Here is a 22,561-nt window from a genome sequence, read left to right as displayed (position 1 = left end):
CATGGAACACATTGTTCTCGGCGGCACCCGCAGCGGCCTTGACCTGGATCAACGCCCTGGGTTGTTCCTGTCGGCACAGTGAGGGCATGCCCGCTGTCACAGACCGCCCCATCGATGCCGACCTGCTGCGCCGCCATGACGTGGCCGGCCCACGCTACACGTCCTATCCCACCGCCGACCGCCTGGTCGAGGCCTACCAGGGGCCTCAGCACCTGCAGGCGCTGCGCCAGCGCGGCACGGCGCAGCCGCTGTCGGTCTATGTCCACATCCCGTTCTGCGAGCAGCTCTGCTATTACTGCGCCTGCAACAAGATCATCACCAAGCACCATGAGCGCGCCCAGCCCTACCTGGCCGCGCTGGAAGTGGAGATGGACCTGGTCGCCGAGGCCATGGGAGGCACGGCGCCGGTATCGCAGTTGCACCTGGGCGGTGGCTCACCGACCTTCCTGTCCGACACCGAGCTGAGCTCGCTGATGGACGCGCTGCACCGGCGCTTCAAGCTGCTGCCGGGTGCCGAGCTGTCCATCGAGGTGGACCCGCGCACGGTGGACGCCGCGCGGCTGGCGCATCTCCGTGGCCTGGGCTTCAACCGCCTGTCCTTCGGTGTGCAGGACTTCGATGCCGCCGTACAGAAGGCCGTGCACCGCGTGCAGCCGTTGGAGCAGGTGGCCGCGCTGATGCTGCGGGCCCGCGAACTGGGGTTCTCATCCACCAACGTCGACCTGATCTACGGCCTGCCGCTGCAGACACCGGCGAGCTTCGCCCGCACCATCGCCCAGGTGGCGGAACTGCGCCCGGACCGCATCGCGATGTACGCCTATGCCCACCTGCCGCAGCGCTTCAAGCCGCAGCGCCGCATCGTGGCCGAGTTGCTGCCCCCTGCGGGTGACAAGCTGGCCATGCTGTCCGGCGCGATCAGTGCGCTGCTGGGCGAGGGCTACACCTATATCGGCATGGACCATTTCGCGCTGCCGGAAGACTCGCTGGCCGTGGCCAAGCGCCAGGGCCTGCTGCACCGCGGTTTCCAGGGCTATTCCACGCAGCCGGACTGCGACCTCGTCGGCCTGGGCGTGTCGTCCATCAGCCGCGTGGGCGCCACCTATGCGCAGAACGCCAAGACCATGGACGAGTACGAGGACGCCCTGCGTCAACGCCAGCTGCCCGTGCAGCGCGGCCTGGCCCTGACGCGCGATGACCTGCTGCGCCGCGCCGTCATCATGGCGCTGATGTGCCAGGGCCGCGTGGAGTTCGAGTCCATCGCGGCGTCCTACCTCGTCAACGTGCCCGCCTACTTCGCACCCGAGTTCGAGCGCCTCGGCCAGCTCGCGGACCAGGGCCTGGTCGTGCTGGAACCCGGCGCCATCCAGCTCACGCCGCTGGGCTGGTATTTCGTGCGCGCCGTGGCCCTGGTCTTCGACCGCTATCTGCAGGCCGACGCCAGCCGCGAGCGCTTCTCCAAGATCATCTGATGGCGCTCGATGCTGCGCTCATCGCGTCAGTCACGCTGATGGGCCTGGCCGGCATGCCGCATTGCGCGGCCATGTGCAGTGCGCCCTGCGCACTGGCCGCCGGCCGGCAGCCGACCAAGCTGCTGGCCGGCCGGCTGCTGGGCTACGCGGCTGGCGGCGCCGTGGCGGCGGCGTCCGCCGCAGCGCTGGCACGCGCGTCCCAGAGCGTCACGCTGCTGCAACCTGCCTGGGCCTTGCTGCAGGCGGCGCTGCTGCTGTTCGGCCTCACGCTGCTGGCGCGTGGCCGCGTGCCGGCGTGGCTGGGGGCCGTGCGCTGGCGCCCGCAGCCGCGCCACGCCTTCGCCGTGGGCGTGGCCTGGGTGGCGATGCCCTGCGGCTTGCTGCACGCGGCCCTGCTGCTGGCGGGGCTGTCGGGTTCGCCCTGGAGCGGCGCCGCGGCGATGGCCGGCTTCGCGCTGGCCAGCACGCCGGGCCTCGTCATCGCGCCGCTGTGGCGCGCGCGGCTGCTGCGGCGCGGCGCGGGCGGCGAGGTGCTGGCACTGCGAATGGCCGGGCTGGCGTTGGCCGCCGGTGCCGCATGGGGTTTGCTGCATGGGGTGTGGCAGCGGCAGCTGCTGGCCTGCTGAGCCGGCCATAAACTCGCCGGGTTTCGATTTCACTCGTCCTGTCGCGGAGCCCCCATTCATGTCCCAACACATCAAGGTGCCGGAAGGCGGCCAGAAGATCACGGTCAATGCCGACTTCTCCCTGAACGTGCCCGACCATCCCATCATTCCCTACATCGAAGGCGACGGCACCGGCCTGGACATCACGCCCGTCATGCTCAAGGTGGTGGACGCGGCCGTGGCCAAGGCCTATGGCGGCAGCAAGAAGATCCACTGGATGGAGGTCTACGCCGGCGAGAAGAGCACCCGGGTCTATGGCCCCGATGTGTGGCTGCCTGACGAGACGCTGCAGGCCGTGAGGGACTATGTCGTCTCCATCAAGGGGCCGCTGACCACGCCCGTGGGCGGCGGCATCCGCTCGCTGAACGTCACGCTGCGCCAGGAGCTGGACCTCTACGTCTGCCTGCGCCCGGTGCAGTACTTCGACGGCGTGCCCAGCCCCGTGAAGGAGCCCCACAAGGTCGACATGGTCATCTTCCGCGAGAACTCGGAGGACATCTACGCCGGCATCGAGTACGAGGCCGAGAGCGACAAGGCGAAGAAGCTCATCAAGTTCCTGCAGGACGAAATGGGCGTCAAGAAGATCCGCTTCCCGAACACCTCGGGCATCGGCATCAAGCCGGTCAGCCGTGAAGGCACCGAGCGCCTGGTGCGCAAGGCCATCCAGTACGCCATCGACAACAACAAGCCCAGCGTGACCATCGTGCACAAGGGCAACATCATGAAGTTCACCGAGGGTGGCTTCCGTGACTGGGCCTATGCGCTGGCGCAGAAGGAATTCGGCGCCCAGCCCATCGATGGCGGCCCGTGGTGCAAGTTCAAGAACCCGAAGACGGGGAAGGACATCACCATCAAGGACAGCATCGCCGACGCCTTCCTGCAGCAGATCATCCTGCGCCCGGCCGAGTACAGCGTCATCGCGACGCTGAACCTGAACGGCGACTACATCTCCGACGCGTTGGCCGCCCAGGTCGGCGGCATCGGCATCGCGCCGGGCGCCAACATGAGCGACTCCATCGCGATGTTCGAGGCCACCCACGGCACGGCGCCCAAGTACGCCGGCAAGGACTATGTGAACCCGGGCTCGGAGATCCTGTCCGCCGAGATGATGCTGCGCCACATGGGCTGGACGGCGGCTGCCGACCTCATCATCAGCGCCATGGAAAAGGCCGTGCTGAGCAAGAAGGTGACCTATGACTTCGCCCGCCTGATGGACGGCGCGACGCAGGTGTCGTGCTCGGGCTTCGGTCAGGTCATGATCGACCAGATGCAGTGACGCGGCGGGGCCCGGCCCGGTTCCGGCTTGCCAGCCCCGCCTCGCAGGAGCGCGGGGCTTTTTGTTGCCCGCAGCGGCCCCAAAAAGGAAAACCCCGGCGTCGGGCCGGGGTTTTGGGAGGGCTCGTGGTGCTTCACGAGCCATCCGTTAGCAGGCATTGCATAAGGTCAACGCCTGGTATCAGACTGTATGGAATAAATCAGCCCGTTGGCTTGCTGTTGCATTACGGACTTCACCTGAGCGTGAAAACGCAACGCAGCTGCTAAAAGCAAAAAAGGGCGCCACCGGCGCCCTTTCGCTTCAGCAGCGCTGCATCAGCCGGCCAGCGACGCCAGCGCCGCATTGAACGTGGCGCTGGGGCGCATGACCTTGTCCAGCTTGGCCGTGTCCGGCAGGAAGTAGCCGCCGATGTCCGTCGGCTGGCCCTGGACGGCTTTCAGTTCGTCGGCGATCTTGGCTTCGTTGGCGGTCAGCGTCTCGGCCAGGGGCTTGAAATGGGCGGCCAGTTCGGCGTCCTCCGTCTGCTCGGCCAGGGCCTGGGCCCAGTACAGCGTCAGGTAGAAATGGCTGCCGCGGTTGTCGAGTTCGCCCGTCTTGGGGCTCGGGCCCTTGCCGTTGTCCAGCAGCTTGCCGGTGGCGGCATCCAGCGCCTTGGCCAGCACCTTGGCCTTGGCGTTCTTGGTCTTGATGCCGACGTCTTCCAGGCTCACCGCCAGTGCCAGGAACTCACCGAGCGAATCCCAGCGCAGGTGGTTTTCCTCCACCAGCTGCTGGACATGCTTGGGGGCCGAGCCGCCGGCGCCGGTCTCGTACATGCCGCCACCAGCCAYCAGCGGCACGATGGACAGCATCTTGGCCGAGGTGCCCAGCTCCATGATGGGGAAGAGGTCGGTCAGGTAGTCGCGCAGGATGTTGCCGGTGGCGCTGATGGTGTCCAGGCCGCGGATGACGCGCTCCAGCGTGTAACGCATCGCGCGCACCTGGCTCATGATCTGGATGTCCAGGCCCGAGGTGTTGTGCTCGTGCAGATACATCTTGACCTTGGTGATCAGCTGCGCCTCGTGCGGGCGGTACTGGTCCAGCCAGAACACCACCGGCATGCCGGAGTTGCGGGCGCGCGTGACGGCCAGCTTCACCCAGTCGCGGATGGCGGCGTCCTTGCACTGGCACATGCGCCAGATGTCGCCCTGCTCGACGTCCTCGCTCATCAGCACTTCGCCGGTGGCGAGGTCGGTGATGTTGGCGACGCCGTCTTCGGGAATCTCGAAGGTCTTGTCGTGCGAGCCGTATTCCTCGGCCTGCTGGGCCATCAGGCCGACGTTGGGCACGGTGCCCATGGTGCGCGGGTCGAAGGCGCCATGCCATTTGCAGAAGTTGATGATCTCCTGGTAGATGCGGGCGAAGGTCGACTCCGGCATCACGGCCTTGACGTCCTTCAGGCGGCCGTCGGCACCGTACATCTTGCCGCCGCTGCGGATCATGGCCGGCATGGAGGCGTCGACGATGACGTCGTTGGGTGAATGGAAGTTGGTGATGCCCTTGGCCGAATCGACCATGGCCAGCTCGGGGCGGTGTTCGTGGCAGGCATGCAGGTCGCGCTTGATCTCGTCCTGCGTGCTCTGCGGCAGCGTGGCGATCTTGGTGTACAGGTCCACCATGCCGTTGTTGACGTTGACGCCCAGCTCGTCGAACAGCTTGGCGTGCTTCTCGAAGGCCTCGCGGTAGAAGATGCGCACGCAGTGGCCGAACACGATGGGGTGGGACACCTTCATCATGGTGGCCTTCACGTGCAGGGAGAACATCACGCCGGTCTTGCGCGCGTCCTCGATCTCCTTTTCATAGAAGGCCAGCAGGGCCTTCTTGCTCATGAACATCGAGTCCACCACCTCGCGGTCCAGCAGCGCGACCTTCTGCTTCAGCACGATGGTCTTGCCGCTCTTGGTGAGGAGCTCCATCTTGACGTCGCGGGCGCGGTCCAGCGTCATGGACTTTTCGCCGTGATAGAAGTCGCCGTCGTGCATGTGCGAGACGTGGGAGCGCGAGGCCTGGCTCCAGTCGTCCATGCGGTGCGGGTTCTTGCGGGCGTATTCCTTGACGGCCTTGGGCGCGCGGCGGTCGGAGTTGCCTTCACGCAGCACCGGGTTCACGGCCGAGCCGATGCACTTGTTGTAGCGGGCGCGGATGTCCTTCTGCTCGTCGGTCTCCGGCTTCTCGGGGTAGTCCGGGATCGCATAGCCCTTGCCCTGCAGTTCCTTGATGGCGGCCTTCAACTGGGACACCGAGGCGCTGATATTGGGCAGCTTGATGATGTTGGCCTGGGGCTTGAGCGTCAGCTTGCCCAGTGCGGCCAGGTTGTCGGGGGCGCGCTGCTCCGGCGTCAGCAGTTCAGGGAACTGGCCGAGGACGCGGCCGGCCACCGAGATGTCGCTGGTGACGACGTCGATGTCCGCCGCCGCCGCAAAGGCCTGCACGACCGGAAGCAGCGATGCAGTGGCCAAGCGGGGGGCTTCGTCGGTCAACGTGTAAACAATCTGGGTCTTTTCGGCGGTCATGAGCGTGTTCCGGTAGATGGGCAATCCTGTTGCGGGCAGCGCCTGGGCGGTGCGCGCAACACGTAACTCTAGCAAGCCGGGGCGCTTGCCGGTCGAGCGGGCCCGCCAATGCAAAAGCCCCGTGGCGTCAGTCCACGGGGCTTTTGATGGGCGAGCTCAGTTCAGGACGCCAGTTGCTGTTGCTGCTGCTCGGCGGCGAGGGCAGCGGCTTCCATGGGCGTGATGTTCTGGGCGAGCTGGCCTTTGGGACCCTGCACCAGGTCGAACTGCACCTGGCTGCCCTGTTTCAGCGTCCGGAAGCCTTCCATCTGGATCGCTGAAAAATGGGCGAAGACGTCATCCCCGCCCGCCTCCGGCTCGATGAATCCGAAGCCCTTGGCATCGTTGAACCACTTGACTTTGCCCAGCGCCATCATCTTGTCTCCATTCTCTGTGGCACCTCTCGACGGAGGCGGACGCATTCTGGTAGCGCAATAAAAAGCGTCAATTCGGGACCTTCCCGGCCGGGTTGACCCGAAGCTACTTGCAATTTCGGGGGGTGTCGCCACTTGCCCGCGGTCGGCGCGAGGAATACCCCCGTCGATAGAATCCCGACATGCCTGTGCTCCCCGTTTCTTTACCGCGAAACCAGTCGACTCCGCCCCCGCCCGTGCCTCCTCTGAAGCCGGGCAAGGACRAAGGCGACGGGGCGGTCGTCGTCGAGCGCCAGACGCAGAAAACCGAGCCCCCCCGGCTCTACCAGGTTCTGCTGCTGAACGACGATTTCACGCCAATGGAGTTTGTAGTCATGGTTCTGCAGGAATTTTTCCGGCATGACCTCGATACGGCGACGCAGATCATGCTCAAAATCCACCATGAGGGTCGCGGGGTCTGCGGTGTGTTCACCAAAGACGTCGCCGCGACCAAGGTGGAGCTGGTTCTGGCCGCCTCACGGCGTGCCGGCCACCCCCTGCAGTGCATTATGGAGGCCGCATGATTGCGCAAGAGCTTGAAGTCAGTTTGCACATGGCGTTTGTCGAAGCACGCCAGCAGCGGCACGAATTCATCACCGTCGAGCACTTGCTGCTCGCGCTGCTGGACAATCCCAGCGCGGCCGAGGTGCTGCGCGCCTGCGCCGCCAACCTGGACGACCTGCGCAAGAGCCTGACGCAGTTCATCAAGGAAAACACGCCCATGGTGGGCGGCAGCGACGAGGTGGACACCCAGCCCACGCTGGGCTTTCAGCGCGTCATCCAGCGCGCCATCATGCATGTGCAGAGCACCGGCAGCGGCAAGAAGGAAGTGACCGGCGCGAACGTGCTGGTGGCGATCTTCGGCGAGAAGGATTCGCACGCCGTCTACTACCTGCACCAGCAGGGTGTCACGCGCCTGGACGTCGTCAACTTCATTGCCCACGGCATCAAGAAGACCGACCCCGAGCCGCCCAAGAACCCCGAGGGCCAGGCGCCCGGTGGCCAGGAGGGCGAGCGCGAGGAAGGCGAGGGCGGCAGCGCCAAGGCGTCGCCGCTGGAGCAGTTCACGCAGAACCTCAACCAGCTCGCCAAGGACGGCAAGATCGATCCGCTGATCGGTCGCGAGGCCGAGGTCGAGCGCGTCGTGCAGGTGCTGTGCCGCCGGCGCAAGAACAACCCGTTGCTGGTGGGCGAGGCTGGCGTCGGCAAGACCGCCATCGCGGAAGGCTTGGCCTGGCGCATCACCGAGGGCGAAGTGCCCGAAGTGCTGGCGGACAGCGTCGTTTATTCGCTGGACATGGGCGCGCTGCTGGCTGGCACCAAGTACCGGGGTGACTTCGAGCAGCGCCTGAAGGCGGTGCTGAAGGCGCTGAAGGACCAGCCCAATGCCGTGCTGTTCATCGACGAGATCCACACGCTGATCGGCGCCGGTGCGGCGTCGGGCGGCACGCTGGACGCGAGCAACCTGCTCAAGCCCGCCCTCAGCTCGGGGGCGATGAAGTGCATTGGTGCGACCACCTTCACCGAATACCGCGGCATCTTCGAGAAGGACGCTGCACTGAGCCGCCGCTTCCAGAAGATCGACGTGCCCGAGCCCTCGGTCGAGCAGACCATCGAGATCCTGAAGGGGCTGAAGAGCCGCTTCGAGGAGCACCACTCGGTCAAGTACGCCCTGGGCGCGCTGCAGGCGGCCGCTGAGCTGTCGGCCAAGTACATCAACGACCGCCACCTGCCCGACAAGGCCATCGACGTCATCGACGAGGCCGGTGCCGCCCAGCGCATCCTGCCCAAGAGCAAGCAGAAGAAGACCATCACCCGCACCGAGGTCGAGGACATCGTCGCCAAGATCGCGCGCATCCCGCCCGCATCGGTCAACAGCGACGACCGCAGCAAGCTCAAGACGCTGGACCGCGACCTGAAGAGCGTCGTGTTCGGCCAGGACCCGGCCGTCGACGCGCTGGCCGCCGCCATCAAGATGGCGCGTTCGGGCCTGGGCCGGCCGGACAAGCCGGTCGGGTCATTCCTCTTCAGCGGCCCGACGGGCGTCGGCAAGACGGAAGTGGCCAAGCAGCTCGCCTACATCCTGGGCATCGAGCTGATCCGCTTCGACATGTCGGAATACATGGAGCGCCATGCGGTCAGCCGCCTGATCGGCGCGCCTCCGGGCTATGTCGGTTTCGACCAGGGCGGCCTGCTGACCGAGGCCGTCACCAAGAAGCCGCATGCGGTGCTGCTGCTCGACGAGATCGAGAAGGCCCACCCGGACGTCTTCAATGTGCTGCTGCAGGTCATGGACCACGGCACGCTGACCGACAACAACGGGCGCAAGGCCGACTTCCGCAACGTCATCATCATCATGACGACGAATGCGGGCGCCGAGGCACTGAACAAGGCCACCATCGGCTTCACCAACTCGCGCCAGCAGGGCGACGAGATGGCCGACATCAAGCGCCTGTTCACGCCGGAGTTCCGCAACCGCCTGGATGCCATCGTGTCCTTCCGCCCGCTGGACGAGGAAATCATCCTGCGCGTGGTCGACAAGTTCCTGCTGCAACTGGAAAGCCAGCTGCAGGAGAAGAAGGTCGAGGTCAGCTTCTCCGACGCGTTGCGCAAGCATCTCGCCAAGAAGGGTTTCGATCCGCTGATGGGGGCGCGGCCGATGCAGCGCCTCATCCAGGACACCATCCGCCGCGCGCTGGCCGACGAGTTGCTGTTCGGCAAGCTGGTCGACGGTGGCCGCCTCAGCGTGGATGTGGACGACAAGGGCGAGACGGTGCTGGACATCCAGCCCACGCCGCCCAAGCCGGCCAAGGACAACAAGCCCAAGGCGGAGCCGGCGACGGCTTGAGCCATCAGGCCTGAACGCGAAGGGACGCTGCGGCGTCCCTTTTTCATTTCAGCCCGTGGCCGGGTCCTGCCGGAAGAAGCCCGCCAGCAACTCGTACATCGCGGGCTCCTCGGCGCGCATCGCGGCCGGCGCTACGAAGAAGGCCTCTGCCGCGACGGCGAAGAACTCCTCGACGGCCTCGCCGCCATAGGGGTCGATCAAGGTTTCCTCGCCGGCGTCGATGCGCTCGCAGAATTTCTCCCACTCGGCGTCGATGACGGTGATCCAGCGTTCGCGCTCCGTCGCATCGAGCGGCGGCACCCCATCGGCCATGCCATCGCGCATGTCGATGACATGGGCGAACTCGTGGATGACGACGTTGTAGACCGCATCAGCGCCGAACTCGGCCGGGTCGTCGCTGACGGCGATGGCATTCCAGGTCAGCATCAGCGGCCCGCCTTCCATGGCCTCGCCGGCCAGTTCCTCGTCGTACTCGTGGACGACGCCGTCCTCGTCTTCGAAGCGGCGCTGGGCGACCACTTCGCCCTCATGCATGACGATGCCGACAAAGCCGTCATACCAGGACAGGCCCAGCCGCAGCACCGGCAGGCAGGCCTGGGCCGCGACGGCCACGGCCACCTCGTCGCTGACCTCGAAGCCGCCGACACCGTGGAATTCCTTGGTCGACAGGAAGAGGCTGGACAGCCGCCGCAACTCAGTGAGGTCGTCCTTGCTGCGCTGAGCCAGGAAGGGGTAGCGCAGCAGCGTCAACTGCCACAGCGCATCGGGGATGGCATGGCGGTCGAGGGCGCGCTGTTCACGCCAACTGCGCAAGGCTTTCAGGATCACAGCGGCAGGCGTTGCAGGCCAGCGGCCGACAGACGGATCACGTCGCCGCGCGGCGGTAGGGCCTCGGGATCCCAGTCGGACAGCACGACGCGCTGCAGACCGTCACCCAGGCTGTGCAGCGCGGGGCGGTGGGTGTGACCGTGGATCATCGTCGTCGCACCCGCCTCGCGCAGCAGCGCTCGGCAGGCCTCGGCGTCGAGGTCGGTGGCCATCAGCTGCGTTGCCTGGGCGGCGCGGCTGCCTTCGCGCATCTGCCGGCCAAGTGCCTGGCGAGCGGCCAGCGGTTGGGCCAGCAGCTCGGCCTGCCATTGCGGCGAACGCACCTGGCGGCGAAAGGCCTGGTAGGCCGTGTCGGCCAGGCATTGGGCGTCGCCATGCACGAGCAGCCAGCGCCGGCCGAAGGCGTCCAGCACGCTGGGGTCGGGCAGGGCAGTCATGCCGGCGTCCGCAAGCAGATCCGCACCGACGAGGAAGTCGCGGTTGCCGTGCATGAAGAAGAGGTCCAGCCGCCGCGACGCATCGCGCAGCAGGCGCACGACGCCGGCCTCGAAGGGCTCATGGCGGGCGTCGTCACCGACCCAGACCTCGAAGATGTCGCCGAGCAGCAGCACCGCTTGCGCGGGCGTCTCGGCGAGGTGTTGCTCAAGCCGGGCGGTCGTTGCCGGCGTGTCAGGCCCGAGGTGCAGATCGGACAGCAGGTCGACCTGCTGCCACYGCGCCGGGGCCGTCAGCGTGTGGATCAAACCTCGACGGCTTTCTCGATGATGACGTCCTCGACGGGCACGTCGCCATGGCCGCCCTTGGTGGCGGTCTTGGACTTCTCGATCTTGTCGACGACGTCCTTGCCCTCGACGACCTTGCCGAAGACGGCATAGCCCCAGCCGGACGGGCTCTCGGACTTGAAGTCCAGGAAGCCGTTGTTGGTCGTGTTGATGAAGAACTGCGCCGTGGCCGAGTGCGGCGCATTCGTGCGCGCCATGGCCAGCGTGTAGTGGGCGTTTTTCAGGCCGTTGTTGGCCTCGTTCTGGATCGGCGCCTCGGTGGGCTTCTGGTTCATGCCGACCGCGAAGCCGCCGCCCTGGACCATGAAGCCCTTGATGACGCGGTGGAACACCGTGCCGTCATAGTGGCCGCTGCGGACGTAGCTGAGGAAGTTGGCGACCGACAGCGGGGCCTTCTCGGCGTCCAGCTCGATGAGGATGTCGCCGTGGTTGGTGGTGAGTTTGACTTGGCTCATTTTTTGGCGGGCTCGATGAGAGCCTTGTTGATGATGATGGCTTTGACGGGCAGATGCTGGTGCATCTGATAGGGCGCGACCGGGGTCGTGCGGATCTTGTCGACCACGTCCATGCCCTCGATGACCTGGCCGAAGACGGCATAGCCGGTGGCCGGATTGTCCGGCTCGCCGTCCAGCGCGATGTTGTCGGCCACGTTGATGAAGAACTGGGCGGTGGCCGAGTTGGGGTCGTTGGTGCGCGCCATCGCGATACTGCCGCGCACATTGCTCAGGCCATTGTGCGATTCCAGCGGAATGGGCGGTTTGACGGGGCGCGGTTGCAGCATCTGCTGCGGGCGCTGGGCCAGCTTGGCGTCATAGCCGCCGGTCTGGATCATGAAGTTCTCGATGACGCGGTGGAAGACGATGCCGTTGTAGTGGCCGGCCTTCACATACTGCACGAAGTTGGCGACGGACTTGGGCGCCTTCTCGGCGTTCAGCTCGATGCGGATGTCGCCCTCGGTCGTCTGCAGCCTGACGGTCTGGGCTTGGGCGCCGAGCGTGGCCAGCAGGCCGGCGAGGAAAAGGGGAAGGAGCTTGGTCATGGGAGGCGGGGGGTTAGCGGGTGCGCAGCTCGCGGGTCAGGGCCAGCGTGCGGTTGATCTTGCCGGCCAGCGTGTCGCTGGGCATCAGCGCGGCCTTCTGGGCTCGCTGGTAGGCGCGCAGGGCCAGGCGCACCAGCACGTCGCCCATGTTTTCCTGGGCCTGGGCATGCTCGGGATGCAGGCGCAGTGCCTGCTCCAGCGCGCTCTTGGCTTCGTCAAGTTCGCCGGCGGCGGCATGCAGCACGGCGAGATTGTTGTAGGGGTCGGCCAGATCGGGGAAGTCCTGCGTGAGGCGGGTGAAGATGAGCATCGCCTGGGGGCGCTGGCCGAGCTCCATGCGCATGACGCCCAGGGCGAAGCGCAGTTGCAGGTCGTCGGGCTGGCGGGTCAGGGCCTGTTCGAGCTGTTCGACGGCCTGGCCTTTCTGGCCGGCCAGCCACAGGCGCTGGGCGCTGGCGAGATCGTCGGCCCGGGCCGGCACCGCGGCCAGCGCCAGGACCAGCACGACGGGCATCAGAAGGATGTGGAGTGGCAGGCGCATGAGGGTAGACGCGGGGGGCGGCAGGAAGGACGACAACAAAGGTCGGCCGCTATACTGAATTCATTCTATGAGCCCCGCCTGGGCGGACCCGGTGCGGGGCTTCTTGTTGGTGGCTGCTGCCCTCGTTTTTCATGTCCCTGCGCGTTCACAACTCCCTCAGCCGAGATCTCGAAGACTTCCAACCGCTCGTGCCTGGCCAAGTGCGCATGTACGTCTGCGGCATCACCGTCTACGACCTCTGCCACATGGGCCATCTGCGCATGAACATGGCGTTCGACGTCATCTATCGCTGGCTGCGCGCCAGCGGGTATGGCGTCACCTATGTGCGCAACATCACCGACATCGACGACAAGATCATCAAGCGCGCCGTCGAGCGCGGCATCACGATCCGCCAGCTCACCGAAGAGATGAGCGCCGCGATGCATGAGGATTTCGCCGCCGTCGGCCTGCTGCGACCCGACCACGAGCCGCGCGCGACCGAGTACGTGCCGCAGATGCTGTCGCTGATCGAGCGCCTCGAGCAGCGCGGCCTGGCCTATCGCGCCGAAGGCGGCGACGTGAACTACGCCGTACGCAAATTCGACGGCTACGGCAAGCTGAGCGGCAAGGAGCTGGACGACTTGCGCGCCGGTGAGCGCGTGGCCGTGGACGACGGCAAGCTCGACCCGCTGGACTTCGTGCTCTGGAAGGCCGCCAAGGCCGAGGAGCCGGCCGACGCCAAGTGGGCCGCCCCCTTCGGCGAAGGCCGCCCCGGCTGGCATATCGAGTGCTCGGCCATGAGCTGCGCGCTGCTCGGCGAAAGCTTCGACATCCATGGCGGCGGCACGGACCTGCAGTTCCCGCACCACGAGAACGAGATCGCCCAGAGCGAGGGTGCCGGCTACGACTTCGCGAAGTATTGGCTGCACAACGGCTTCCTGAATGTCGACGGCGAGAAGATGTCCAAGAGCCTGGGCAACTTCTTCACCATCCGCGACGTGCTGCAGAAGTTCGACGGCGAGACGCTGCGCTTCTTCATGCTGCGCACCCACTACCGCCGGCCGTTCAATTTCAGCGACGCGCATCTCGAAGACGCGCGCAACGCGCTGACGCGGCTGTACACGGCCCTGGACGCCGTGCCGCCCGCCGATGTCGCCATCGACTGGGCCGAGCCCAGCGCCGCCGCCTTCAAGACGGCGATGGACGAGGACTTCGGCACCCCCGGCGCCATCGCCGTGCTGTTCGACCTCGTCAACGAGGTCAACCGCGACCGCTCGCCCCAGCGGGCCGGGCTGCTGAAGGCGCTGGCCGGCGTGCTGGGCATCCTGCAGCAGGAGCCGCGCGCCTATCTGCAGGGCGGCTCGGGTGGTGACGACGCGGCCTGGATCGAGGAGCGCATCGCCGCGCGTGCCGCGGCCAAGGCCGCCAAGGACTTTGCCGGCGCCGACGCCATCCGCGCCGAGCTGACGGCCAAGGGCATCATGCTGAAGGACGGTGCCGACGGCACGACCTGGGTGAAGAGCTGATGCCGCCCGAAGTGATCCCGGCCTACTGGGACGAGGCCTGCAAGCACCTGGTCAAGCGCGACCGGGTCATGAAGAAGCTCATCCCGCAGTTCGGCGAGGCCCGCCTGCAAAGCCGTGGCGACGCCTTCGCCACGCTGGCCCGCTCCATCGTCGGCCAGCAGATCTCGGTCAAGGCGGCGCAGTCGGTCTGGACCCGCTGGGTGGCGCTGATGGCCAAATTCCAGCCCGCTGCCGTGTTGGCCCTGGGTGTGGAGGAGCAGCGCGTCGCCGGCTTGTCGGCCCGCAAGGTCGAATACCTGCGCGACTTGGCCGAACATTTCAATTCCGGCCAGGTACATGTGCGCCAATGGGCGCAGATGGACGACGAAGCCATCATCGAGGAATTGGTCGCCATTCGCGGCATCGGCCGCTGGACGGCCGAGATGTTCTTGATTTTTCACCTGATGCGCCCCAACGTGATGCCCCTGGATGATGTGGGCCTGTTGAAGGGCATCGGCTTGAACTACTTCTCGGGCGAACCCGTGTCCCGCGCCGAGGCGCGCGAAGTCGGCGACGCCTGGGCACCCTACCGTTCGGTAGCGGTTTGGTACATTTGGCGCAGCCTGGATCCCCTACCGGTGGATTACTAGCCCGCCCCCCTGCCGGCTCCACGCGGCTGGAAGAGGTGGGTATCTGATATCAGGACGACTGATGAGCAAAAAGCACTTTCTAGAGTTCGAGCAGCCCATTGCCGAGCTCGAGACCAAGATCGAAGAGCTGCGCTATGTGCAGAGCGAGTCGGCCGTCGACATCTCCGAAGAGATCGACCGCCTCTCGAAGAAGAGCCAGCAGCTGACCAAGGACGTCTACTCCAACGTCGCGCCCTGGCAGGTCTACCAGATTGCCCGCCACCCGCAGCGCCCGCAGACGCTGGACTACTGCGCGGAAGTCTTCACCGAGTTCCAGGAACTGCACGGCGACCGCCACTTCGCGGACGATGCCGCCATCGTCGGCGGCATCGCGCGCTTCAACGGCCAGGCCTGCATGGTCATCGGCCATCAGCGCGGCGGCGACGCCAAGGAGCGCACGCTGCGCAACTTCGGCATGCCGCGCCCCGAGGGCTATCGCAAGGCCCTGCGCCTGCTGAAGCTGGCCGAGAAGTTCGGCCTGCCCGTCTTCACCTTCATCGACACCATGGGTGCCTACCCCGGCATCGGTGCCGAGGAGCGCAGCCAGAGCGAGGCCATCGGCCGCAACATCCTCGAGATGGCGCAGCTCGAAGTGCCCATCATCGCCACCGTCATCGGCGAAGGCGGCTCCGGCGGGGCGCTGGCCATCGGCGTGGCCGACCAGGTGCTGATGCTGCAATTCGCGGCCTATTCCGTCATCTCGCCCGAAGGCTGTGCCTCCATCCTGTGGAAGAGCAGCGAGCGCGCGTCGGACGCGGCCGAGGCCCTGGGCATCACGGCCCATCGCCTGAAGGCGCTGGGGTTGATCGACAAGATCGTCAGCGAGCCGATCGGCGGCGCCCACCGCGACGCCAAGCAGATGGCGTCCAACCTGAAGCGCGCGCTGAGCGACTCGCTGCGCCAGGTCAGCGACCTCAAGACCCGCGAGCTGCTGGACCGCCGCTACGAGCGCCTGCAGGCCTATGGCCGATTCGGCGACACCAAGAACCGGTGATTGCGTAGCGGTCGCTTTCAGCGGCGGCCTCGACTCCACGGCCCTGTTGCATGCCACCGTTCTAGCGGCGGCCGGCACCAGGGTCGTTGCCTTTCACGTCCACCATGGCCTGCAGCCGCAGGCCGATGACTGGGCCGCGCATTGCGAGCGGGTTGCCGGCGGCTTGGGTGCCGGCTTCGCCAGCACGCGACTGAGCGGCGCGCCCGCCCGCGGTGACAGCGTCGAAGCCTGGGCCCGCGAGGGCCGGCACCGCGCGCTGCACGAGATGGCCGTCGACGCCGGCGCCGATCTGCTGCTGCTGGCCCACCACCGCCAGGACCAGGCGGAAACCTTTCTGCTGCAGGCCTTGCGGGGTGCCGGCCCGGCGGGCCTGGCGGGCATGCCGAAGGCGCAATGGCGCGACGGCCTCTGCTGGGCGCGTCCCTGGCTGGACCAGCCCCGCGCCGCGATCCGCGCCTATGCCGAGCAGCAGGGGCTGAGCTGGATAGAGGATCCGAGCAACGCCGACCCGCGCTACGCCCGCAACCGGCTGCGCCAGACGCTGTGGCCGGCCTTCCCGGCGGCCGAGGCTGCGTTGGCTCTGTCGGCGCGATGGGCCCAGCAGGCGAGCGAATTGGCGGCCGAGGTCGCGGCGTCCGACCTCGCTGGTATTGCGAGCGTCGAGCGGCTGGATCTGCCGGCCTTGTCGCGTCTTTCGCCCGCCCGCGCCAGCAATGCGCTGCGGGCCTGGCTGTCGCAATTCACCGCGGCGCCGGCCAGCCTCGTCGGGCGCTTGCTGGCCGAATGGCGCCCGGAGGCGACGCTGTCATGGCCCGCGCCCGGTGGCGCCCTGCATGCCTACCGCGATGGCCTGTACTGGGCCGCGGCATCGGTGTCGTCGGCGCCGCCGTCGGCCATCGACCTGAGCCGCCCCGGCCTGCACCCACAGGCCGGCTGGCAGGGAGCCTGGCTCGTCGAGCCGGCCTCACCCGGCATCGCGCCTGAACGGCTTGCGCGGCTGACCCAGCGCGGCCGCGACGGCGGCGAGCAATTCCAGCGCGCCCCCGCCTCCCTGCCGCGCAGCTTGAAGAAGGCCTGCCAGGAGGCCGGACTGCCGCCGTGGCGGCGCGGCGGCCCCCTGCTTTTCGATGCCCAGCAGCGCCTCGTGGCCGCGGCCGGGCTGGGCATGGACGCCCGTGCCTTCGTCAATCAAGATGAGCCGCAGCTGTCTTTGCGCTGGCTGGAGGATTCAGCCTTGCCGCAGAGCGAAGGCGAGGGCGGGACTGCCGCATAAAATCAGGGGTTTGCGAGCATGCCGTCCCGGCGGCTCCATCTTCAGCCTTCGCTCAAACACATGGCTCTGATCGTCCACAAGTACGGCGGCACCTCGATGGGGTCCACCGATCGCATCCGCAACGTGGCCAAGCGCGTCGCCAAATGGGTGCGCGCCGGCCACCAGATGGTGGTGGTGCCCTCGGCCATGAGCGGCGAAACCAACCGCCTGCTCGGCCTGGCCAAGGAACTGGCGCCCGCCAGCCAGACCGCGGCCGTGATGCGCGAGATGGATGCCATCGCCGCCACCGGCGAGCAGGTCTCTGTCGGGCTGTTGGCGATCGCGTTGCAGGCCGAAGGCCTGGAGGCGGTCAGTTATGCCGGCTGGCAGGTGCCGGTGGCCACCGATTCGTCCTTCACCAAGGCCCGGATCGAGAGCATCGACGATGTCCGCGTGCGCGCCGACCTGGCCGCTGGCAAGGTGGTGGTCATCACGGGCTTCCAGGGCATCGACCCCGAGGGCCACATCACGACGCTGGGCCGCGGCGGCTCCGACACTTCGGCCGTGGCCATCGCCGCGGCGATGAAGGCGGCCGAGTGCCTGATCTATACCGATGTGGACGGCGTCTACACGACCGACCCGCGCGTGGTGCCCGAGGCACGGCGCCTGAGCACCATCACCTTCGAGGAAATGCTGGAGATGGCGTCGCTCGGCTCCAAGATCCTGCAGATCCGCTCCGTGGAGTTCGCCGGCAAGTACCGCGTGCCGCTGCGCGTGCTGTCCAGCTTCACGCCCTGGGATATCGACATCACTGAAGAGGCCGCCTCCGGCACGCTGATCACTTTCGAACAAGAGGACGAGAACATGGAACAAGCCGTCGTTTCGGGCATTGCCTTCAACCGTGACGAGGCCAAGGTGACGCTGCTCGGCGTGCCCGACAAGCCCGGCATCGCCTTCCAGATCCTGGGCCCGGTGGCCGAGGCCAACATCGACATCGACGTCATCATCCAGAACGTCTCCCACGACGGCAAGACCGACTTCTCCTTCACCGTGCACCGCAACGACTACGCGCGCACGATGGAGTTGCTGCAGAACACCGTCGGCCCGGCCACCAATGCCAGCAAGGTCGTCGGCGACCCCAAGATCTGCAAGGTCTCCATCGTCGGCATCGGCATGCGCTCGCATGTCGGCGTGGCCAGCAAGATGTTCCGTGCACTGAGCGAAGAGGGCATCAACATCCAGATGATCTCCACCAGCGAGATCAAGACCAGCGTCGTCATCGACGAGAAGTACATGGAGCTGGCGGTGCGCGCGCTGCACAAGGCTTTCGATCTCGATCAGGAAGCCGCCGCCTGAAGTAGGCCCCTCGTCCAAGGAGTACCTTGGCCGGTCCCCCGGGGGGACGGCGATGCTTGCCGGATTGACCGGCAAGCACATCGCCCAAGGCGGGCCGGCTAGGGAGCGGCCCGGCGCTCGGCCCGCTGAAGCTGCGACATAAATTGGCTGACCGATTTCTCTGGGAGCCTTCCGCGCTGGTATAGAATGCGGGGCTGTGCTGGAGACGTGACCGAGTGGCCGAAGGTGCTCCCCTGCTAAGGGAGTATTTGCGCTAAAACGCGAATCGAGGGTTCGAATCCCTCCGTCTCCTCCAGAACACACCAAAGCCCGTCCTCGTGACGGGCTTTTTCTTTTCCGGCGTTCAAACGGCGTGCTTCCGGGCGATTCGTCACGAATTGATCGTTTCGCGTCCAAATTTGCCAAATCAGGCGCCAATCCGCTTATTTATGATCGCTGCATAGCGAGCATGACAATAAATCGGATGGGACAGAGCCTCGTCATTCTGCTGGTGTTGACTGGCGGTCTGCTGGCCGCTGCGGGCGTGTGCGCCGCGCAGCCGCCAGCCCAATTGCCGGCGGCAGCGCCCAGCGTGCGCCTGTTCGTGCCCTTCATGGCCGGCGGCGAGGCCGACGGTTCCGCGCGCAATTTCGTGCAGAGCGCGACACGTATCGGCGGCCAGCGCTTCGAGATCGTCCACCTGACGGCCGAATCGGGCGCCGCGGCCGGGCGGGCGGTCAAGCAGGCCGCGCCCGATGGCCAAACCCTGTTGCTGGGTCGCACGGGCAGCGTCGCCATCCTGCCGGCGCTGTCGCCGCGCACGGCCGCGCCCGTGGGCGACTTCACCGTGCTGGCCGTGCTCGACCAGGCGCCGCTCATCTGCGCCGTTCGCAGCGGCATGCCCATCCTGTCCATGCGGGAGCTGCTGGCGGCCATCGCCGCGACGCCTGGCAAGCTGCGCTACAGCACGGCCGGCGCCGGCACGCTGCAGAACCTGGCCGTGCGCTATCTGCTGGCGCTGAACGGGCTGCCCGACGACGCCGCCAAGCCCCTGCATTTCGGCCAGGGCTCGCTGGCCACGCAGGCCCTGATCAACGGCGAGGTGGATTTCAGCTGCAACAACGCACGCACCATCGTGCCCGCGGTGCAATCGGGTGCCCTGCGCGGCCTGATGACGACGGCCCAGGGGCGCCTGCGGGCGCTGCCGCGGCTGCAGAACGCGGCCGAGCTCGGCCTGCGGGACATGCAGCAGCTGCAGGGCTGGTCGGCCCTGCTCGGGCCGGCAGGCATGCCGCCTGAGGCGGTTGAACGCTGGCGTGCATTGCTCGACAAGGTGGCCGCCGATGCCGAATGGCAGGCCGGCACCGAGGCGCTGGGCGCGTCGGCCCGCATCCACGCGATCAAGGACCCGGCGCTCTACCTGCGCCAGCAGGGGCAGTTCTACGAGCGCCTCGTGACGACGCTGGAGGCCCGGCCATGAGCACGCCGCCGCGCCGCCGTCTCTGGCCCTGGATCGTGGACGCGACGCTGGTCGCTCTCATCCTGGTGGTGGGCCTGGCCGGCAGCGTGGGCGCCTACCGGTCGCTGGCCTTGAAGGCCGCGGGCCAGCAGCGCGAGCTGCTGAATGCGATGGGCCAGAGCGTGGTCGCTGCCTTCGACCTGCAACTGGTGAGGGTGGTGGAGACGCTGCAGGCGGCCAGCCAGATGATGTCGGCGCATTCCGAGCTGACGCGTGCGCAGTTCGCGCGCTATGGCACCGGCCTGGTGACCGACTCGTCGGCCTTGAGCTTGCTGGAGTGGCAGCCCGTCGTGCCTCATGCGAGGCTGGCCGAATTCGAGGCGCAGGCCAACCTGGAGCAGCCGGGCTACCGCGTCGTCGAGCCGGCGCCGGACTACCAGGGCGAAGGCTTCGTCCCTGCGCGCGAGCGCGAGGTGCATGTGCCGGTGCGCTATTCCTGGCCCGAGAACGGCGCAGCCGTCGGCGTGGACATGGCCTTCGACCCGCGCCGCATGCGCTCCAAGCTGCTCGCGCGCGATGCGGGCGTGCCCATCGCCTCCGAGACCTTCCCGCTGATCCGGCGCGGCCAGCAGGCCACGGCCATCAGCGGCTTCGCGGTGTCCGCACCGGTCTACCGCACGGCGCGGCCGGCCGGTGTCGAGGAGCGGCGCCGCGAGCTGGCCGGCTTCCTCGCCGGCGTCATCGAGCTGCCGGCGCTGATGGCCGAGGCGGCGCTGCGGGCCGATGCCAATGGCCTGGACGTCTTCGTCTTCGACCAGGAGGAAAAGCACCGCCTCATCTATTCATCGGCCGGCAGCGAGCCTTTCCAGTCCGATGAGCGCGACACGGCGCTCAGCGTCGACGTGGGCGGGCGCCCCTGGCAGCTGGTGCTCAGGCCCAGGGCCGGCGCGCTGGCCGCCGAAACCGACCGGACACCGCTGCTGGCGCTGGCCGCCGGCGGCCTGGCGAGCCTGCTCGTCGCGCTCGCGGTGGCGCGCAGCCTCGTCGTCAGGCGTCGCCTGGAGAGGACGGAAGCCATCCTGGCCGAGGACCGCCAGCGCATGGCCAATGTGCTGGACGGCACTGCCGCCGGCACCTGGGACTGGCATATCGACAGCGGCCAGCTGGACATCAACGAGCGCTGGGCCCAGATGCTGGGCCGCAGCCGCGCCGAGCTCGAGCCGGTGACGGGCACGACCTGGGAGCGGCTCTGCCACCCGGGCGACCTCATCGAGGCCAGCCTGGCCATGAAGCGTCATTTCAGCGGTGCGGACGAGCGCTACACGGCCGAGTTCCGCATGCGCCATGCCGATGGCCACTGGATCTGGGTGCAGAGCAATGGCAGCGTCTTCGAGCGCGACGCGGAGGGCCGTCCGCTGCGGCTGGCCGGCACGCACATGGACATCTCGCGCCGCAAGGGCGATGAGCAGCGTCTGCAAGACGACGCCCGTGCGCTGGAGGCCGCCAACCGCCAGTTGCGCGATCTGGCCATCGTCGACGCGCTGACCGGCGCCTTCAACCGGCGTCATTTCAATGATGTCTGCCTGGCCGCCCTGGCCGGTGCACAGCGCGGCCAGGCCGTGGCCCTGTGCATGCTGGACGTGGACCACTTCAAGGCCTACAACGACCGCTACGGCCACCAGGCGGGCGACGCCGTCCTGAAGGCGCTGGCACAGACGCTCAAGGACTCGATCAAGCGCTCGACCGATGCGCTGTTCCGTCTGGGCGGCGAGGAGTTCGGCGTCATCTTCTCGGCCACGTCGGCCGAGACGGCCCTGCATTTCGTCAGTCAGCTCAATGTCGCCCTGCACGCGCTGGCCCTGCCGCACGAAGGCAGTCCGCAGCGGGTGGTGACGGCCAGCTTCGGCCTGGCCTGGTGGGCCGCACCGAGTTCCAGCCTGACGCCCGAGGTCATGTACGCCGCGGCCGACGAGGCCTTGTACGAGGCCAAGCGCGGCGGGCGCGACCAGGTCGTCATGCGCTGCTTCCTGGCCGGTGAGGGCGAGGACGAAACGCGGGCCGCCGCGGCGGCCCGCTAGGCCCTCGTCAGGCGTAGCGCGTCGCGCGACCCTCGCGCACGAAAGCCCAGAGCTGCAGGTCCAGGCCGCGCGCCGTCGCTATCGCCAGGCTGCTGGGCGCCGACACGCAGGCCAGCAGGCCGATGCCGGCCATCGCCGTCTTGTGGACCAGTTCGTAGCTGGCCCGGCTGGACATCAGCACGAAGCCGTCGTGCCGATCGACGTCGCGGCGGGAGAGGGCGCCAATCAGCTTGTCCAGCGCGTTGTGGCGGCCGATGTCCTCACGCGCCAGCACGAGGGCGCCGTCGGGCCGGCACCAGGCCGCGGAGTGCAGGCCGCCACAGCGCGCATTCAGCACCTGGGCCGCGGGCAGGGCGGCCAGCGCCCGGTCCAGTGCGTCGGCGGCCAGCGCGGGGGCCTGGACCGGCGAGGGCTGCACCGCGGCGAGCTGCGTGAGGCTCTCGACGCCGCACAGCCCGCAGCCGGTGCGGCCGGCCAGCGTGCGGCGGCGCGCCTTCAGGCGCTGCTCGCAGGCCGCCGTGACGGTCAGCGAGAGTTCCATGCCTTCCGGGCGGGTCTCGACCTCGATGTCGAGCAGTTCGCGCCGCGACGTGAACCAGCCTTCGGCCAGACCGAAACCCAGCGCGAAGTCCTCCAGATCGGCCGGCGTGGCCAGCATCACGGCCTGCGAGATGTCGTTGACCGTCAGCGCGATCGGCACCTCCACGGCGACCTCTTCGTCGGCCGCGGTGTTCAGGGGTCTCAATGTGCGCAGCGCGGCCTCAGATTGCATGGTGGCAATGATAGAAGCCGCTCCGTGGCGCGCTGGCGCCGCGGTC

At 67.5% G+C, this 22,561-nt stretch carries 20 protein-coding genes and 1 tRNA gene; 13 read left to right on the top strand and 8 right to left on the bottom strand.

The genetic code is table 11. The features are described from left to right. Positions 1-86 precede the first annotated feature (86 nt). Genes hemN through icd form a run of 3 tightly spaced genes read left to right on the top strand, consistent with a single transcriptional unit; the run spans position 87 to position 3,410 of the window. Positions 87-1,469, top strand: coding sequence for an oxygen-independent coproporphyrinogen III oxidase (gene hemN, locus AC1D2H_RS23300; protein WP_477935566.1), 1,383 nt, complete (start codon positions 87-89; stop codon positions 1,467-1,469). Next, a complete protein-coding gene (locus AC1D2H_RS23295) occupies positions 1,469-2,095 on the top strand; it encodes an urease accessory protein UreH domain-containing protein (protein ID WP_478012626.1) in 627 nt (208 codons plus the stop codon). Before hemN ends, AC1D2H_RS23295 begins: the two co-directional genes overlap by 1 nt. 58 nt (positions 2,096-2,153) lie before the next feature. Continuing rightward, a complete protein-coding gene (icd, locus tag AC1D2H_RS23290) occupies positions 2,154-3,410 on the top strand; it encodes an NADP-dependent isocitrate dehydrogenase (protein WP_477928388.1) in 1,257 nt (418 codons plus the stop codon). A 314-nt stretch (positions 3,411-3,724) separates the two neighbouring features. Here icd and AC1D2H_RS23285 read toward each other — a convergent pair whose 3' ends face one another. Together AC1D2H_RS23285 and AC1D2H_RS23280 are read right to left on the bottom strand one after the other, a co-directional pair. Continuing rightward, entirely contained in the window at positions 3,725-5,962 is a 2,238-nt protein-coding gene (locus tag AC1D2H_RS23285; protein WP_478012625.1) for an NADP-dependent isocitrate dehydrogenase, read from the bottom strand. Between the two features lie 161 nt (positions 5,963-6,123). Then, on the bottom strand, positions 6,124-6,375 hold the full coding sequence (locus tag AC1D2H_RS23280) for a cold shock domain-containing protein (RefSeq protein ID WP_477928403.1): 252 nt from the start codon (positions 6,373-6,375) through the stop codon (positions 6,124-6,126). Between the two features lie 182 nt (positions 6,376-6,557). Here AC1D2H_RS23280 and clpS point away from each other — a divergent pair, with 182 nt between their 5' ends. Together clpS and clpA are read left to right on the top strand one after the other, a co-directional pair. Continuing rightward, the gene (gene clpS, locus AC1D2H_RS23275) at positions 6,558-6,938 is read left to right on the top strand and encodes an ATP-dependent Clp protease adapter ClpS (RefSeq protein ID WP_478012624.1); all 381 of its coding nucleotides are present in this window, start codon (positions 6,558-6,560) and stop codon (positions 6,936-6,938) included. Further along, positions 6,935-9,262 carry an ATP-dependent Clp protease ATP-binding subunit ClpA gene (gene clpA / locus AC1D2H_RS23270; RefSeq protein ID WP_478012623.1) on the top strand — a complete coding sequence of 776 codons (2,328 nt, stop codon included), beginning with the start codon at positions 6,935-6,937 and terminating at the stop codon, positions 9,260-9,262. Before clpS ends, clpA begins: the two co-directional genes overlap by 4 nt. A gap of 48 nt (positions 9,263-9,310) precedes the next feature. Here clpA and AC1D2H_RS23265 read toward each other — a convergent pair whose 3' ends face one another. From AC1D2H_RS23265 to AC1D2H_RS23245, 5 genes are read right to left on the bottom strand one after another with little or no spacing between them, the layout of a single operon-like run. After that, complete coding sequence (locus tag AC1D2H_RS23265; protein WP_477928401.1) at positions 9,311-10,087, bottom strand: M90 family metallopeptidase; 777 nt, start codon at positions 10,085-10,087, stop codon at positions 9,311-9,313. Beyond that, on the bottom strand, positions 10,087-10,833 hold the full coding sequence (locus AC1D2H_RS23260) for a UDP-2,3-diacylglucosamine diphosphatase (protein ID WP_478012622.1): 747 nt from the start codon (positions 10,831-10,833) through the stop codon (positions 10,087-10,089). Before AC1D2H_RS23260 ends, AC1D2H_RS23265 begins: the two co-directional genes overlap by 1 nt. Further along, positions 10,830-11,327: a peptidylprolyl isomerase gene (locus tag AC1D2H_RS23255; protein ID WP_477928380.1), complete on the bottom strand. Its 498-nt coding sequence runs from the start codon at positions 11,325-11,327 to the stop codon at positions 10,830-10,832. Before AC1D2H_RS23255 ends, AC1D2H_RS23260 begins: the two co-directional genes overlap by 4 nt. Continuing rightward, complete coding sequence (locus AC1D2H_RS23250; protein ID WP_477928378.1) at positions 11,324-11,911, bottom strand: peptidylprolyl isomerase; 588 nt, start codon at positions 11,909-11,911, stop codon at positions 11,324-11,326. The genes AC1D2H_RS23255 and AC1D2H_RS23250 overlap by 4 nt, the downstream gene beginning before the upstream one ends. A 13-nt stretch (positions 11,912-11,924) precedes the next feature. Further along, positions 11,925-12,425 (bottom strand): tetratricopeptide repeat protein, encoded by a 501-nt coding sequence (locus tag AC1D2H_RS23245; RefSeq protein ID WP_477928376.1) that lies wholly within the window; start codon positions 12,423-12,425, stop codon positions 11,925-11,927. A 158-nt stretch (positions 12,426-12,583) separates the two neighbouring features. Here AC1D2H_RS23245 and cysS point away from each other — a divergent pair, with 158 nt between their 5' ends. The 8 genes from cysS to AC1D2H_RS23205 all read left to right on the top strand — a co-directional run bounded on the left by cysS (position 12,584) and on the right by AC1D2H_RS23205 (position 21,743). After that, on the top strand, positions 12,584-13,957 hold the full coding sequence (gene cysS, locus AC1D2H_RS23240; RefSeq protein ID WP_478012621.1) for a cysteine--tRNA ligase: 1,374 nt from the start codon (positions 12,584-12,586) through the stop codon (positions 13,955-13,957). Then, positions 13,957-14,586 (top strand): DNA-3-methyladenine glycosylase family protein, encoded by a 630-nt coding sequence (locus tag AC1D2H_RS23235; RefSeq protein ID WP_478012620.1) that lies wholly within the window; start codon positions 13,957-13,959, stop codon positions 14,584-14,586. Before cysS ends, AC1D2H_RS23235 begins: the two co-directional genes overlap by 1 nt. A 61-nt stretch (positions 14,587-14,647) precedes the next feature. Beyond that, entirely contained in the window at positions 14,648-15,619 is a 972-nt protein-coding gene (locus AC1D2H_RS23230; protein WP_477928371.1) for an acetyl-CoA carboxylase carboxyltransferase subunit alpha, read from the top strand. Beyond that, positions 15,588-16,892 carry a tRNA lysidine(34) synthetase TilS gene (tilS, locus tag AC1D2H_RS23225; RefSeq protein ID WP_478012619.1) on the top strand — a complete coding sequence of 435 codons (1,305 nt, stop codon included), beginning with the start codon at positions 15,588-15,590 and terminating at the stop codon, positions 16,890-16,892. Before AC1D2H_RS23230 ends, tilS begins: the two co-directional genes overlap by 32 nt. Positions 16,893-16,952: 60 nt before the next feature. Next, positions 16,953-18,227, top strand: coding sequence for an aspartate kinase (locus AC1D2H_RS23220; RefSeq protein WP_477928367.1), 1,275 nt, complete (start codon positions 16,953-16,955; stop codon positions 18,225-18,227). A 201-nt stretch (positions 18,228-18,428) separates the two neighbouring features. Next, positions 18,429-18,522, top strand: a tRNA-Ser gene (locus AC1D2H_RS23215). 168 nt (positions 18,523-18,690) lie between these two features. After that, positions 18,691-19,686 carry a tripartite tricarboxylate transporter substrate binding protein gene (locus tag AC1D2H_RS23210; protein ID WP_478012618.1) on the top strand — a complete coding sequence of 332 codons (996 nt, stop codon included), beginning with the start codon at positions 18,691-18,693 and terminating at the stop codon, positions 19,684-19,686. Then, on the top strand, positions 19,683-21,743 hold the full coding sequence (locus AC1D2H_RS23205) for a diguanylate cyclase (RefSeq protein ID WP_478012617.1): 2,061 nt from the start codon (positions 19,683-19,685) through the stop codon (positions 21,741-21,743). Before AC1D2H_RS23210 ends, AC1D2H_RS23205 begins: the two co-directional genes overlap by 4 nt. Before the next feature lie 7 nt (positions 21,744-21,750). Here the strand turns inward: AC1D2H_RS23205 and fdhD are convergent, their stop codons facing one another. Beyond that, the gene (gene fdhD / locus AC1D2H_RS23200) at positions 21,751-22,515 is read right to left on the bottom strand and encodes a formate dehydrogenase accessory sulfurtransferase FdhD (RefSeq protein WP_478012616.1); all 765 of its coding nucleotides are present in this window, start codon (positions 22,513-22,515) and stop codon (positions 21,751-21,753) included. Positions 22,516-22,561: the final 46 nt, after the last annotated feature.

It is taken from the genome of Roseateles sp. P1_C1_2, from assembly GCF_056406535.1.
Note: the sequence above shows the minus strand (reverse complement) of the source record. Positions and strands in the feature narration are given on the sequence as shown.